15 protein-coding genes and 1 pseudogene are annotated in these 13,519 nt (G+C 64.6%); 7 read left to right on the top strand and 9 right to left on the bottom strand.

From position 1 onward, the window contains the following. Window positions 1–410 (top strand): annotated as a pseudogene (locus QBJ92_RS15275) (DUF2029 domain-containing protein); the annotation flags it as partial. On the opposite strand, the gene QBJ92_RS15270 reads toward QBJ92_RS15275, so the two are convergent. Genes QBJ92_RS15270 through QBJ92_RS15260 form a run of 3 tightly spaced genes read right to left on the bottom strand, consistent with a single transcriptional unit; the run spans window position 397 to window position 3,099 of the window. Continuing rightward, on the bottom strand, window positions 397–1,587 hold the full coding sequence (locus tag QBJ92_RS15270; RefSeq protein WP_277970557.1) for a glycosyltransferase: 1,191 nt from the start codon (window positions 1,585–1,587) through the stop codon (window positions 397–399). The pseudogene QBJ92_RS15275 and the gene QBJ92_RS15270 overlap by 14 nt on opposite strands. Before the next feature lie 4 nt (window positions 1,588–1,591). After that, window positions 1,592–2,128 (bottom strand): DUF2141 domain-containing protein, encoded by a 537-nt coding sequence (locus tag QBJ92_RS15265; protein WP_277970563.1) that lies wholly within the window; start codon window positions 2,126–2,128, stop codon window positions 1,592–1,594. After that, window positions 2,125–3,099: a hypothetical protein gene (locus QBJ92_RS15260; RefSeq protein WP_277970556.1), complete on the bottom strand. Its 975-nt coding sequence runs from the start codon at window positions 3,097–3,099 to the stop codon at window positions 2,125–2,127. Before QBJ92_RS15260 ends, QBJ92_RS15265 begins: the two co-directional genes overlap by 4 nt. A gap of 191 nt (window positions 3,100–3,290) precedes the next feature. Between QBJ92_RS15260 and QBJ92_RS15255 the strand changes: the two genes are divergently transcribed. Further along, window positions 3,291–4,406: a glycosyltransferase gene (locus QBJ92_RS15255; protein WP_277970555.1), complete on the top strand. Its 1,116-nt coding sequence runs from the start codon at window positions 3,291–3,293 to the stop codon at window positions 4,404–4,406. Here QBJ92_RS15255 and maiA read toward each other — a convergent pair. From maiA to pyrE, 6 genes are read right to left on the bottom strand one after another with little or no spacing between them, the layout of a single operon-like run. Continuing rightward, on the bottom strand, window positions 4,390–5,028 hold the full coding sequence (gene maiA, locus QBJ92_RS15250) for a maleylacetoacetate isomerase (RefSeq protein WP_277970554.1): 639 nt from the start codon (window positions 5,026–5,028) through the stop codon (window positions 4,390–4,392). The two genes, QBJ92_RS15255 and maiA, sit on opposite strands and share 17 nt — an antisense overlap. Further along, window positions 5,025–6,086 (bottom strand): AI-2E family transporter, encoded by a 1,062-nt coding sequence (locus tag QBJ92_RS15245; protein WP_277970553.1) that lies wholly within the window; start codon window positions 6,084–6,086, stop codon window positions 5,025–5,027. The genes maiA and QBJ92_RS15245 overlap by 4 nt, the downstream gene beginning before the upstream one ends. Next, on the bottom strand, window positions 6,083–7,012 hold the full coding sequence (lepB, locus tag QBJ92_RS15240; protein ID WP_277970552.1) for a signal peptidase I: 930 nt from the start codon (window positions 7,010–7,012) through the stop codon (window positions 6,083–6,085). Before lepB ends, QBJ92_RS15245 begins: the two co-directional genes overlap by 4 nt. After that, the gene (gene acpS, locus QBJ92_RS15235) at window positions 7,009–7,419 is read right to left on the bottom strand and encodes a holo-ACP synthase (protein WP_277970551.1); all 411 of its coding nucleotides are present in this window, start codon (window positions 7,417–7,419) and stop codon (window positions 7,009–7,011) included. Before acpS ends, lepB begins: the two co-directional genes overlap by 4 nt. Before the next feature lie 16 nt (window positions 7,420–7,435). Next, window positions 7,436–8,164, bottom strand: a complete 729-nt coding sequence (locus tag QBJ92_RS15230) for a pyridoxine 5'-phosphate synthase (RefSeq protein ID WP_277970550.1) — start codon at window positions 8,162–8,164, stop codon at window positions 7,436–7,438. Then, window positions 8,161–8,742: an orotate phosphoribosyltransferase gene (gene pyrE / locus QBJ92_RS15225; protein ID WP_277970549.1), complete on the bottom strand. Its 582-nt coding sequence runs from the start codon at window positions 8,740–8,742 to the stop codon at window positions 8,161–8,163. Before pyrE ends, QBJ92_RS15230 begins: the two co-directional genes overlap by 4 nt. A gap of 220 nt (window positions 8,743–8,962) precedes the next feature. On the opposite strand from pyrE, the gene coxB reads away from it, so the two are divergent. From coxB to QBJ92_RS15200, 5 genes are all read left to right on the top strand, one after another. Further along, window positions 8,963–10,078, top strand: coding sequence for a cytochrome c oxidase subunit II (gene coxB, locus QBJ92_RS15220; protein WP_277970548.1), 1,116 nt, complete (start codon window positions 8,963–8,965; stop codon window positions 10,076–10,078). A gap of 3 nt (window positions 10,079–10,081) precedes the next feature. Continuing rightward, a complete protein-coding gene (gene ctaD, locus QBJ92_RS15215; RefSeq protein ID WP_277970547.1) occupies window positions 10,082–11,743 on the top strand; it encodes a cytochrome c oxidase subunit I in 1,662 nt (553 codons plus the stop codon). A 131-nt stretch (window positions 11,744–11,874) separates the two neighbouring features. Continuing rightward, window positions 11,875–12,780: a heme o synthase gene (locus tag QBJ92_RS15210; RefSeq protein ID WP_277970546.1), complete on the top strand. Its 906-nt coding sequence runs from the start codon at window positions 11,875–11,877 to the stop codon at window positions 12,778–12,780. Then, the gene (locus QBJ92_RS15205; protein WP_277970545.1) at window positions 12,777–12,941 is read left to right on the top strand and encodes a hypothetical protein; all 165 of its coding nucleotides are present in this window, start codon (window positions 12,777–12,779) and stop codon (window positions 12,939–12,941) included. The genes QBJ92_RS15210 and QBJ92_RS15205 overlap by 4 nt, the downstream gene beginning before the upstream one ends. Next, window positions 12,938–13,495, top strand: a complete 558-nt coding sequence (locus QBJ92_RS15200) for a cytochrome c oxidase assembly protein (RefSeq protein WP_277970544.1) — start codon at window positions 12,938–12,940, stop codon at window positions 13,493–13,495. The genes QBJ92_RS15205 and QBJ92_RS15200 overlap by 4 nt, the downstream gene beginning before the upstream one ends. Window positions 13,496–13,519 lie beyond the last annotated feature (24 nt).

Raw genomic sequence — 13,519 nt, 5'->3', positions numbered from 1 at the left:
GCGACGGGCGTGCGGTGCGGGACGCGCTCGACCGGGCGGGGGTTACGGGACCGGTTGCGACGCTGTCGCCGCAGTTCCTCGCCGCGACCGGGCGGTTGGCGGACGCGCGCTTTGCCACCGGGCCGTTCTATTTTCGCAGCCATGCGCTGGTCGCGCCGGGGGCGGAGGCGGGGTTGCACCTCGTTTCGGGGGATCGGTTGGATGCGCTTGGAGCGCCTGTCGTGAGCGCTCTTTCGGCGAAGGGCGTGGCGCCGACGAGGCCCGCCGCGATCCTGGTCGGCGGCGAAGCCAAATGGAGCAGCGGCAACCCCGCGCTGGACGCGCGGCTCGAACGATGGGCAATCGCGCAACGCTATCGGTCGGTTGCGGTCGCAAGCCCGCGCTTTCGGCTCTACGTCAGGCAGCCCTGAGCAGCTTCCCCGCGCGCTTGGCGTCGACCAGCCCCTGGTAATAGTCCATCAGCTCGATCGTATGCTCGCGGTCACTGCGCACCTTGGTCGCCGCGACCAGCGCCGCGCGCCGCAGCACGCGCTGGTCTCTCGCGAACAGCCGGTGGATCGCGCTCGCCGCGCTTTGCGCGTCGCGCGCGGTGTAGAATTCGGACGACCGCGGATCCGCGACTTCCATGCACCCGCCGGTGTCGGGGACGATCAGCGGCAACCCGCCCGCCATCGCCTCGGATGCGACCAGCCCGAACGGCTCCGCTTCCGACCCGTGGATCAGCGCGTCGCAACTCGCGACGATCCGCGCGAGCCGTTCGCGGTCATAGACCGGCCGGAACATGCGGATGTGCGGCGATCCGGCGATCCGCGCCTCGATCTTGGCGCTTTCGACTCCGGTGCCGAGCAGCATCAGCCCGACCGGAAGGTCCGACCCAGCGCGTTCGACCGCGTCGATCACCAGCCGCCAGCGTTTTTCAGGATGATGCCGCCCGAGCCCGAGCAGCAGATGCCCGGTCGGCGGCAGGCCGCATTGCGCCAGCAACGCCGCGCGCAGGCGCTCGTCGCGCAAGTCGGGGGAAAAATGCCCACGCTCGATCCCCAGCGGCATCGACACGTCGATTCGCACACCGCGATTCTTCAACCGCTTCTCCAGCGCGGGACCGTTGGTGACGACCGCGTCGAAATGCGTGAGAAAGCTGTCCATGTACCGGCTGTACCAGTCGAACGCGCGCTCGATCCGGTCTTGCGGGGCGAGCCCCTCGAACCAGCGCAGCGCATAGGCCGCCATGTTGTCGTTGTGCATGAAGAACGCCTTGACCGCATTCCCCTGCCACTGGCCGACCACCCACGGCAGCCGCCACGGCGACGACGTCTCAACCACATCGGGTTGCAACTGGTCGAGCAGCCGGAGCACCGGCGCACCGTCCCAGAAAATGCCGTAATTGGCGTCGAGCGGCAGATGCCCGGTCTGCACGGTGATCACGCGCCCGCCGCCGGGGCGTTCCTCGATGCTGGGAACTCGACCCGGCGCGATGACGATCAACTCATGCCCGAGATCGGACATGATCCCCATCTTGCGGTCGATATAGGTCCGCACGCCTCCCCCGGTTGGGGAGTAGAATTCGTTGACGTCGACGATCCGCATGCGATCAATCGCCTTGAATAGGGCCAAAACCACCTAGGCCGCGCAGATACTGAGCGTGAATGTCGACCGATACAACACCTTCGGGGACGACGATCCGTCCTTGCTCCACCTTCGGTCGCGACCGCCCGAGCTTGGCATTGCTGGGGAATCCCGCACCGTCCGACCAGAAGTTGAACTTGTTGCGGCCGTCGCGATTGTGCGTGAACAGCAGCGCATAGGGACCGGGGGTGGGCACGCGGATGCACAGCACGACCGGTCCCGCTGCAGGCGTCGGCAAGCGAACGCGCCGGAAGAACTTGCCTTCCTTGATCAGGTCGCGATCGTCCTTGAGGAAATCGGCCTCGGTCGCAGGATAGAGTTCGAGCTTGAGCTCGCCCGTGCGATCCTTCAGCCCGTCGACCGTCACGCGGATCGCGGGGCCACCGGTGGCGCACGCCGCTGCATCGCTGCCGATCGCCGCCTGCACCGCAAACGCCGGGGCTGCCGCGAACAATCCGCCCGCGAGAACCGTCGTCAACACCAGCCTCAGCACCATCGTCAGGACTTCCTAATCAGATCGACCAGCCCGAACAGCGCGACCAACGCGACGTGAACCAGCAGGGGCAGTGCCGCCGTCACCGCAATCAACACGGACAGTTGCGCGTCCTGCCCGATCAATAGGGTGGCGAAGGTGGCGAAAAGAAGGTCCTTGTTCGGCACAAGCGGCAAGCGGCCCACGATCATGCGCGCAGCCGACAGCAACAACCACATGCCCACGGACACGGTCGGCAAGCCATAATGCCAGGCGAACGCGGTCAGCACCGATCCCGCGATAAGTCGCAGGCAATGCACCCCGAAGATCCACCACAAGGTCCGCCGCGGTAACGAAAACACGCGTTTCGAGAAGATGAGGAAGGGGAGCGACATCGCAAACACCCCGACGACCGACCAGATCGCGGTGTGGAGCTGCGATTCGGTCATCAGTCCGACGCCAAGCGGCATCGCGAGCGCGATGATCGCAAGGGTCACCATATTGCCCGCGATGGCAGACAGAATGCTGACGTCCTTCACTGCCCCGAACGGGGCCGCAACCATCGAGGAACGCTGTCGCGCCCAGGCATAGAAATACGCCTCCCCCGAATAATTGAGCACGTCGTTCGCGATCCGCTTCTTGGCGAGCGCGATGTATCCGGCGGCGGGGATACCCCACAAACGGCGGAAAATGACGAAATCGCCCGTCACCGGTGCGACGTACACCAGCGCGAAGAAGAGGTAGAACAACGGGTTGCGCGGCATGGCCGACCAGAGGTCGTCGACCCCCATCGCACGCAGCTTGAGGCCGAGCCAGACGATCATGAAGACGGTCGCGGCAGCCCCGAGATAGGCCGGCCAGCGGCGTTGTTTCCGGACCATCGGTTCGAGACCGGCGAGGTCGGGCGCGCCCGCGATCCCCGGGAGTGTCGGTATGGAGAGGGGGGCGGGGGTGTTTCCCGTCGTTGTCCCTGAGCCCGGCCCGGTCGTAAATTTGTTCACGTGGCGAAATTGTCCGCTTGTACGCCGATCGGGGGATCAGGGCGATCTAAGGGCGCGCCATACTCCTAACCGTGCGGCGCGGCAAATCACGTGCGACGGTGCCATTCCTTTGTACGACGCATGCCTGTCCTGAATTAATGCGGATCGGGCGGGACACATTTGCGACAACGATGTGTTTAAAACGTCGCGACATGCTGTTTCCCCCCTCACCTGCCTCCCATATCCTGACCTTTGCGCAGACCCTCGATGGAGGTGGCGTCGAGAAGACGTTGCTGCGTCTTGCAGGGGAATGGGTCGCGACTGGGCGTCGCGTGACGGTGATCGTCGGGGACGTTGCAGGGCCGCTGATGCGGGACGTGCCCGAGGGCGTCGACCTTCTGAAAGTCGGTACGAAGACGATGGTCGGCATGTCCGCGATCGCGCGGCTGACTGCGGAGATCGACCCGGACGTGCTGTTTTGTCCCGGCAATCATTATACCGCGCTGGCCGCCTGGACACGATTGCGTCTGGGCGCGCATTGCCCGCCGATCGTCGCCAAGGTCTCGAACGCGCTCGTCCGGCGCGATCACAACGTGCCGCTTGCCGCGGGATATCGCGCATGGCTGAAATGGCACCCGCGCTTCGTGGACCATCTCGTTGCGATGAGCCCCGCCATGGCGGACGAGGCGAGCGTGATGATGGGCATCGCGCGCGACCAGATCAGCGTCATCCCCAATCCCCCGCCGCGTGCCGGATCCCCCTGTGCGCCCCACACCCTACCGGCGGGACGGTTCGTACTTGGCGTTGGACGGCTGGCGCCGCAGAAGCGGTGGGACCGGTTGATCGATGCCTTTGCCGATATCGACCATCGTGACGTCTCGCTGATGATCCTCGGCGAGGGCAGCGAGCGGGCGACGATCGAGGCAAGGATCGCGGCGCGGGGACTCGACCGTCGGGTCGTCTTGCCCGGCCATGTCGAAGATCCCCTTCCCGCGATCACCCAGGCGACTGCGCTGGCATTGGTTTCGGATTTCGAAGGCGTACCCGGGGTTCTACGCGAATCGCTCGCGGTCGGTACGCCGGTGATCGCTACTGATTCGAGCGTAGCGGTCCGCGAGATCGTGACCAGCCCGGCGGTGGGCAGCGTCGTGGTGCCGGGCGATGCCGCCGGTCTGGTGGCGGCGCTGGATCATTGGCTGGAACCGGGGCGGTCGCGGCCACAACCGATCCCACAGCCTGGGCGCAATGCCGCTGCCGCCTATCTCGATCTGTTCGATCAGGCCGTGCTGGAACGTCGTTTCAAACGGGGGCTCAGGCGGGCGGTCTGACCCGGTCGGGGTGGGCGGCGGCGATCTCAGGGACGGCCGATGCAGCTGCGTCTGCGGCGGTCAGGCGGGGATAACGGTCCAGCGGAACCCCGAAACGCCGCGCATTGTACATTTGTGGGACGAGGCAGGCGTCGGCAAGGTTGGGTGCCATGCCGCCAAGGAACGGTCCCGGGCTGCTCGTTGTCATTACCTCCAAGGCGTCGAGGCCTGTCACCACCCAATGCCGATACCAATCTTCGCGCGCGGCCTGGTCTGCCCCGAACTGTTCGGTCAACCGGTTCAGCACGCGCAAATTGTCGATCGGGTGGATATCCGCGACGATCGTCAGCGCTTGCGCGCGGACATGCGCCCCCGCTAGCGGATCGACCGGTATCATGGCCGGGTTCGGGTAAGCAGTGTCGAGATACTCGATGATCGCGAGGCTTTGCGTCAACACCGTCGCACCGAGATCGAGCGCCGGAACCAGCCCTTGCGGATTGCGCGAGAGATAGTCCGGCGTTCGCTGCGCTTCCCTCGTGAGGTCGATCGGGACGGAATCATAGGCGACACGTTTGAGATTCAGTACGATCCTGACACGATACGCCGCCGACGAGCGCCAGTAATCGTATAGGACCGGGATCATGCCGCGTCGGTTTCCTCTTCCGCTTCGGAGCTACGCTCGAGCGCAACCTTGATCATCGCGGTCAGCGGGTCGGCGAGCGTCAGCCCGAGCAGCCCGAACAACGTACCAGCGAGGATCTGCGAAGACAGCGTGAGCGCGGGCGGCAAGTCGACCGTCTTCTTGGCAACCATCGGGATGATGACATATCCGTCGAGCGTCTGGATGAAGACGTAGATACAGATCGCCCACAGGCCGGTGTCCGATCCCGCGCTGAACCCGACCGCGACCATCAGGATGCCGCTGACGATCGCGCCGAGGTTGGGGATGAAGGCAAGCAGGCCGGTTAGGATCCCGAGCACCAGCGCCATCGGGACCCCGGCGAACGCCAATGCGATGCCGGTCATCGCGCCTTCCAGCGCCATGCCGAACAGGCGGCCAGCGAGCAGCCGGCGCATCGTCGTCGCCATCTGCTCGATCGTACCGGCGAAGCGCGGTCGCATGTCGCGCGGGACCATCCATTCGAGCCCGCGACCATAGAGACGCGGCTCGATCGCCACGAACAACCCGATCACCAGCACCATCACCAGGCTGGCGAGCGCGCCGAAGACGATCCCGAGATAACCGGTGAGCTTTCCGAACGAGCCGAGCGCCTGTTGCACCATGCCGTTGATATCGGCCTGTTGCGGCATGATCCCCTTCTCGGTCGCCCAATTGGACAGCCGCGTCGCCTGGGTGATGAGCGTCTGCTGGAGCTGCGCGAACTGCGCGGTGACCTGGACGCCGGTCAGCCAGACGAGGCCGATGAGGAACAGGACCGTCAGCAACACGACGATCAGCAGCCGCCATGACCGACCGATTGGCAACACGCGCCCGAGCAGCCGGACGCCGCCGTCCAGCATCGAGGCGAAGACCAGCCCGCCGAAGATGATCAGTAACGGATGAACCAAAAGGACCAGCAGTGCGATCGCGCAGGCAAGGCCGAGCCACACCGTGGCGCGCGTCAATTCCTTGCGAACAAATGGGTCGCGCAGTTCGTTTGGCGCAGGCTCCGAGACCTGCGCCATATCGGATTTACTCATGTACTACGGCTCGCATGCAAGGAGGTGCCAGCGCGTCCGCCACGGAACGACTGACCCCAAGTCAGGGGATTCCAGGAACCAAGCCCAGTTTTGGAGAAAGTGATGAATTCCGCGCGGCCACCCAAATATTCCCACGGCACCGGTCCGCCGAGGCCCTGTTCAGACAGGGGGAACCGGCTGTCCGCGCTGCGATCGCGATTGTCACCCATCAGGAAGACGTGCTTCGCTGGGATCGTGATGGCGGGATAATTGTCACCCGGGTAGGTGCCGAGATCGACCGTGTCGTAATGCCGACCGTTGGGGAGCGTTTCGGTGACGATCGGCAGACGGCAGACGCTCTTGCCGTCGGGCGCGGTGCCGAGCGCATCGTCATACTGGCTTGGATCGCAGGTCACGCCGGTTTCGGGCGCGGGCAGAGGGGCGTTGCCGTAGTTGCGAATGTCGACGTAATGGAGCGGGCCACGCTTTACCGGCACGCCGTTCAGGATGACGGTGCCGTCACGGACTTCGAGCCGGTCGCCGGGAAGCCCGATCAGCCGCTTGATATAGTCGGTCTTTGTCCCCGGCGGCGTGACGATCACGACGTCGCCACGCTCGGGCAGATGGCCGAACAACCGGCCGGGAATGAATGGCAAGAGGTGAAACGTCGGCGAGACGAACGAGAAACCGTACGGGAATTTGCTCACTACCAGCTGGTCGCCGACCAGGAGCCCTGGGAGCATCGATTCCGACGGAATGTAGAAGGGCTTGGCGATGAAGCTGTGGAAGCCCAGAACCGCGAGGATCAACCAGAAGATACCGCGGATCTCCGACGCCCAGTCGGTGCCGGGTTTCTTGGTTTGCTTGCCGCCGGGGGTGGCGGAAGCATTCCCGGCGTCGACGCGCGCCTTGGTCTCGTCTGCGCTCAGGGCCAGCTCCTCGCTCATGTCTCGTCCCTCGGAACCGCTTCGATGATCACGAACGCTTGCGCCCAGGGATGATCGTCGGTCATCGTCAAATGTAGTCGCGCGACGTGGCCGTCGGGCGTCAACGCGTCAAGCCTCGCCTTTGCGCCGCCATGCAGGTGCAGGGTCGGCGCGCCGGAAGGTGCGTTGACGACGCCAATATCCTTCATGAACACCCCGCGCTTGAACCCGGTTCCGACTGCCTTGGAAAAGGCTTCCTTGGCGGCGAAGCGCTTGGCGAGCGTGCCTGCCTTGGTGAACGGGCGCGCGGCGCCCTTGGCCCGTTCGACGTCAGTAAAGACGCGGTGTTCGAAGCGGTCGCCGAAGCGGTCGAGCGATGCCTGGATCCGCTCGATGTTGCACAGGTCCGAGCCCAACCCGATGATCATCGCAAACCCACGCGCATCACCGGGCCGCGTCCATCGCGCTGCGCATCGCACGGACCGCATCGTCCAACCCGACGAAGATCGCATCGGCGATCAGGCTGTGGCCGATGTTGAGCTCGCGGATTTGCGGAATCGCAGCGATCGGGGCGACATTGGCGAGCGTCAGGCCGTGGCCGGCGTGGACTTCTATCCCGTTCTTGACCGACAGCGCAGCGGCATCGGCGATGCGGAGGAGTTCTTCGGCCTGCGCCTCGCCCTCCAGCTCGCAATAGCGCCCGGTATGGAGTTCGACGACTGGCGCGCCGAGCCGGAGTGCTGCGTCAATCTGGGCGGCGCTGGGTTCGACGAACAGCGAGACGCGGATCCCGGCCGCAGTCAGTTGCGCGACCAACGGCGCCAGCGTGGCGAACTGCCCTGCCGCGTCGAGCCCGCCCTCGGTGGTGCGTTCATCGCGTTTCTCGGGGACGATGCACGCGGCATGTGGACGGTGGCGCAGCGCAATCGCGAGCATCTCGTCGGTCGCCGCCATCTCGAGATTGAGCGGGATCGTCAATTCGGATGAGAGGCGCGCGATGTCGTCGTCGGTGATGTGCCGACGGTCTTCGCGCAAGTGCGCAGTGATGCCGTCAGCCCCCGATTCGGCAGCGAGCAGCGCCGCGCGCACCGGATCGGGATAGCCCGACCCGCGCGCGTTGCGGACGGTTGCGACGTGATCGATATTGACTCCCAGGCGGAGCGGGGGGGTCATGCCGCGCGACTGCCGGGCTTGATCGCGGGGATTGCCGCGAGTTCGGGCGGGAGCGCGTCGGCGCTGTAGGTCGGCACGTCGAGCCGGATCAGTGGATAGAAGGGGACGCCGAGATCGGCGGTGCCGTTCGAGCGGTCGACCAGCGCGCCCGCTGCCACCGTCTCGCCGCCCGCACGCGTGATCGCGGCGATCGCTTCGCGCGAGGACAGGCCGGTGGTGACGACGTCTTCCATCATGAAGACCTTGGTGCCCGGCTCCAGCCGGAAGCCGCGGCGCAGTTCGAACGTGCCGTCCGGGCGTTCGAGGAACATCGCGGGGACGCCGAGCGCGCGACCCATCTCGTGCCCGGCGATCACTCCGCCCATCGCAGGCGAAACTACGGCGGCGATGTCGGCACGGATGTCCGCCGGCAGTCGCGCGACGAGCGCTTCCGCGAGCCGCGCGCCGCGTGCCGGGTCCATCAGAACGCGCGCGCATTGCAGGTAGCGCGACGACCGCAGCCCGGACGACAGGATGAAATGTCCCTCCAGCAACGCCTCGGCAGCACGGAATTCGGCGAGAACATCGTCTTCGGTCATGAGATGCGGTCCAGTGATTGCGCCCGTGATATACTCGGGATTTGGGGCCTGATTACGGGCGCGGACAGACGGACGCAACGATCGCGCCATAAAAAGGACACACGCGGGTTGAGGCCTTCGTCCCTTCCGCTTATAGCCCTAAAAGAAAAGGGCGTATCCCCGCCTGGTCGTCGTCCGGAAAAGCCGACAGAGTCGCAAAGGGTAGATGCAGAGGATGCGTATGATCGGGATGAAATCGATCGTGATGGCGGCGGGCCTCGCGATGATTGGTACAGGCGCAGTACAGGCGGCACCGCAAGCCGCTCCGGTCGTGACCGTGACCAAACCCGAGGTTGCCGCCGCACCCGTCGCGGCGCCTGCTGCGCCCGCCGTGACTGCCGCGACCGACCCGATGCTCGCGGTCGACGGTGCGCCCGCCATGGCGATCGATCCGACGATCGGTCAGCCGGTGCCTGGACACATTTCGCTTCAGCCGCAGGTCACCAAGACCGGACGTCAGGCGGCATGGTTCCACAACGCGTTGCTGATGCCGGTCATCACGGTGATCTCGCTATTCGTGCTGGCATTGCTGGGTCTCGTGATCGTTCGGTTTCGCCGGGCGAAGAACCCTGTCGCCTCCAGGACGTCGCACAATACCATTCTCGAAGTGGCATGGACCGGCATTCCGGTGTTGATCCTGCTCGGGCTGGCACTCCCTTCGATCGGTCTGCTCCAGGCGCAGTACAAGCCTGCACCCAAGAATGCGGTCGTGCTCAAAGCGATCGGCAATCAATGGTATTGGAGTTACGAATATCCCGGCAACGGCGGCTTCTCGATCACGTCGAACATGCTCAAGGAAGCCAATGAAGTCGGCAAGGGCGAACGCGCTCGCACCGCGATCGACGGACCCCGTCTACTCGCGACCGATGCACGCGTCGTGCTGCCGGTCGGCGTGCCGGTCCGGCTGATCACGACCTCTAACGACGTGATCCATAGCTGGGAAATCCCGGCGTTCTGGATCAAGCTCGACGCGATCCCGGGTCGCCTGAACGAGACCAGCTTCACGATCGAAAAGGAAGGCGTCTATTTCGGCGTCTGCTCCGAACTGTGCGGCGCGCGGCATGGCTATATGCCGATCACGGTGCAGGCGGTGTCGCCAGCGGTGTTCGCGCAGTGGGTCAAGGCCAAGGGTGGTACGATGCCGGGTAACGGCGCCGCCGCAGCCCCCGTCGCCGCGACACCCGCAGCCGTTGCTACTGGCGAGCCAACCGCGGTCGGGAACGCCGCGGCGGAGGCCTTGCCCGCCGAGGCCCCCGTCGCCGGTGCCAGCCCCGCCAACGCTTCCGCAGGGAACTGAGTCATGACCGATACTGCCCTGACCCCAAGCGCCTTCGAGGCGCATCACGACGACGCCCACGCGCATGATACGCACGAGATGTCGTTCTTCGCGCGCTGGTTCATGTCGACCAACCACAAGGACATCGGGACGCTGTACCTGATTTTCGCGATCGTCGCGGGGATCATCGGTGGTGGTATCTCTGGCCTGATGCGCGCCGAGTTGGCGCATCCCGGGATCCAGTATCTCGGTTACTGGGCAAGCTTCCTGCCAGGTGGCGAGCAGGGGCTCGATCACTCGCTCCATCTGTGGAACGTCCTGATTACCGCACACGGGCTGATCATGGTGTTCTTCATGGTGATGCCCGCGATGATCGGTGGGTTCGGCAACTGGTTCGTGCCGATCATGATCGGCGCGCCCGACATGGCGTTCCCGCGGATGAACAACGTGTCGTTCTGGCTGCTCATCCCCGCCTTCACGCTGCTGCTGGCGTCGCCGTTCTTCGGTGGCGCGGGCAATGGCTGGACGCTCTACGCGCCGCTCTCGACCTATGGCGAGCCGGGGCCGTCGACCGACATGGCGATCCTTGCGCTCCATCTGGCGGGTGCCTCGTCAATCCTCGGTGCGATCAACTTCATCACGACGATCTTCAACATGCGCGCTCCGGGCATGACGCTCCACAAGATGCCGCTGTTCGTTTGGTCGGTGCTGGTCACCGCCTTCCTGCTGCTGCTGGCGCTTCCGGTGCTCGCCGCCGCGATCACGATGCTGCTGACCGATCGCAACTTTGGCACGACCTTCTTCGATCCGGCCGGTGGCGGCGATCCGGTGCTGTACCAGCATCTGTTCTGGTTCTTCGGTCACCCCGAGGTCTACATCATGATTCTGCCGGGCTTCGGCATCGTCAGCCAGGTGATCTCGACCTTCTCGAAGAAGCCCGTCTTCGGCTACCTCGGCATGGCGTACGCCATGGTCGCGATCGGCGTGGTCGGCTTCGTCGTGTGGGCGCACCACATGTTCACGACGGGCCTCAGCGTGAACACCAAGATGTACTTCACCGCGGCGACGATGGTGATCGCGGTGCCGACCGGCATCAAGATCTTCTCGTGGATCGCGACGATGTGGGGTGGCTCGCTCACCTTCAAGACGCCGATGCTGTGGGCGATCGGGTTCATCTTCATGTTCACCGTCGGCGGCGTGACCGGCGTGGTGCTCGCCAACGGCGGCATCGACGATTACATGCAGGACAGCTACTATGTGGTGGCGCATTTCCACTACGTGCTGTCGCTGGGTGCGGTGTTCTCGCTGTTCTGCGGCTTCTATTACTGGTTCCCGAAGATGTCGGGGAAGATGTACAATGAGTTCCTCGGTCAGGTTCACTATTGGGTGTTCTTCCTGGGCGTGAACGTGATGTTCTTCCCGATGCATTTCCTGGGCCTCCAGAACATGCAGCGCCGCGTGCCGGACTATGCCGATGCGCTCGCGCAGTGGAACTGGGTCGCGAGCATCGGCTATATGATCATGGCGGCATCGATGGTGGTGTTCTTCGTCAACGTCATCATGTCGCTGATGTCGGGCAAGAAGGCCGGCGACAGCCCGTGGGGCGAAGGCGCAACGACGCTTGAATGGACGCTGTCGAGCCCGCCGCCATATCACCAGTTCGAGACGCTCCCGCGGATCGACTGAGGTTTTAACTCCCCTCCCGCGTGCGGGAGGGGTAGGGGTGGGCTCGCGCGCTGCTCCGAACGACTCCGCCAGGGGATAGCGCGAGCCCACCCCCAGCCCCTCCCGCGAGCGGGAGGGGAGGATCTTTGTAAATGACTGTTGTGACCGTTTCGAACCCAAGCCTTCCTGCCGACTGGCGCGACTTCTTCGCGCTGACCAAGCCGCGTGTGATGCGTTCGGTCGTGTTCACTGCGCTTTGCGGGATGCTCGCTGCGCCCGTATCGCTGCCCCCCGTTCTTGCGTTCACCGCGATCCTTGCAATCGCGCTCGCGGCAGGCGCGGCTGGCGCGCTCAACCAGTGGTATGAATCCGACATCGATGCGCTGATGAAGCGCACTGCCAAGCGCCCGCTGCCCGCTGGCAAGATGGAGCGCGAAACCGCACTTCAGTTCGGCGTGGCGCTTGGAGTGTTCTCGGTGTTGCTGATGGGGCTCGCTATCAACATCCTCGCTGCCGTGCTGCTGGCGGTGTCGATCCTGTTCTACGTGCTCGTCTATACCGTCGGTCTCAAACGGCTGACCCCGCAGAACATCGTGATCGGTGGTGCAGCTGGTGCGTTTCCGCCGCTGATCGGCTGGGTCGCGGCGACGGGCTCGGTCTCGGCGCTGCCGCTGCTGATGTTCGCGATCATCTTCCTGTGGACCCCGCCGCATAGCTGGGCGCTCGCGCTGCTGATTCGCGACGATTATGCGAAGGGTGGCGTACCGATGCTTCCGGTCGTCGCGAGCGCAAAGACGACGCGCGCGCAGATGCTGTTCTATACGGTGCTGATGACCGCCGCCGCGATCTCGCCGTGGCCGCTCGGGCTGGCGGGATCGCTTTACGGCATCGTCGCCTCGGTCTTATCGGCGATTTTCCTTGGCTTGACCGTCTGGGTCGTCGTTCAGCGCGCCGAGACGCCTGCGACGATGAAGGCCGAACGCTGGCTGTTCGTCTATTCGATCGGCTATATCCTCGCGATCTTCGCGACCCTCGCAACCGATCGGTGCCTGGCATGAACGAGCTTCCGGATCCTACCAGCCAGGCGGCCCTTGTTCGCAAGCGCCAGCGTGCGCGCGCGACGGTGCTGGCGATTATCCTGTTTGCATTCGTGATCCTGGTGTTCGCTATAAGCATCGCCAAGATCAAGGCGGGGATGCCGGGAATGCCGCACCAATGATCGCCCGGATCGCCCGGATGGATCGCAAGCTGCGCACCGCGCTGCTCGCGGTGCTGGGGATCTGTTTCATGAGCGGGCTGGGGTGGGCGAGCATTCCGCTCTACCGCATGTTTTGCCAGGCGACCGGCCTCAACGGCACCACGCAGCGTGGGACGGTCGCGCCGGGGGCGGTCAAGAACCACCAGATCCGGATCGACTTCGACACCAACGTCGCGCCGCACATGCCGTGGAAGTTCCTGCCCGAGAACCCGTATGATACGGTCGACGTCGGTGCGCGCGACATGGCGTTCTTCACCGCAAGGAACACGTCGAACAAGCCGATCACGGGCACCGCAACGTTCAACGTGACGCCTGCACAGGCCGGAAAGTACTTCACCAAGATCCAGTGCTTCTGCTTCACGCAGCAGACGCTGCAACCGGGCGAGACCGCCCGGATGCCGGTGATCTTCTTCGTCGATCCCAAGATCCTGCAGGACCCGGACGCAAGCGACGTCGAGACGATTACGCTAAGCTACACGTTTTACCCGGTGGATTCGGCGAAAGCCAAAAGCTAGGGTACGAAAAATCCGATCGATCCA

This window comes from Sphingomonas echinoides (assembly GCF_029623395.1).
In the GTDB taxonomy this organism is placed as follows: Bacteria; Pseudomonadota; Alphaproteobacteria; order Sphingomonadales; family Sphingomonadaceae; genus Sphingomonas; species Sphingomonas echinoides_A.
The sequence above is the reverse complement of the archived record's forward strand: the minus strand, read 5'-3'. Positions and strand labels throughout refer to the sequence as shown.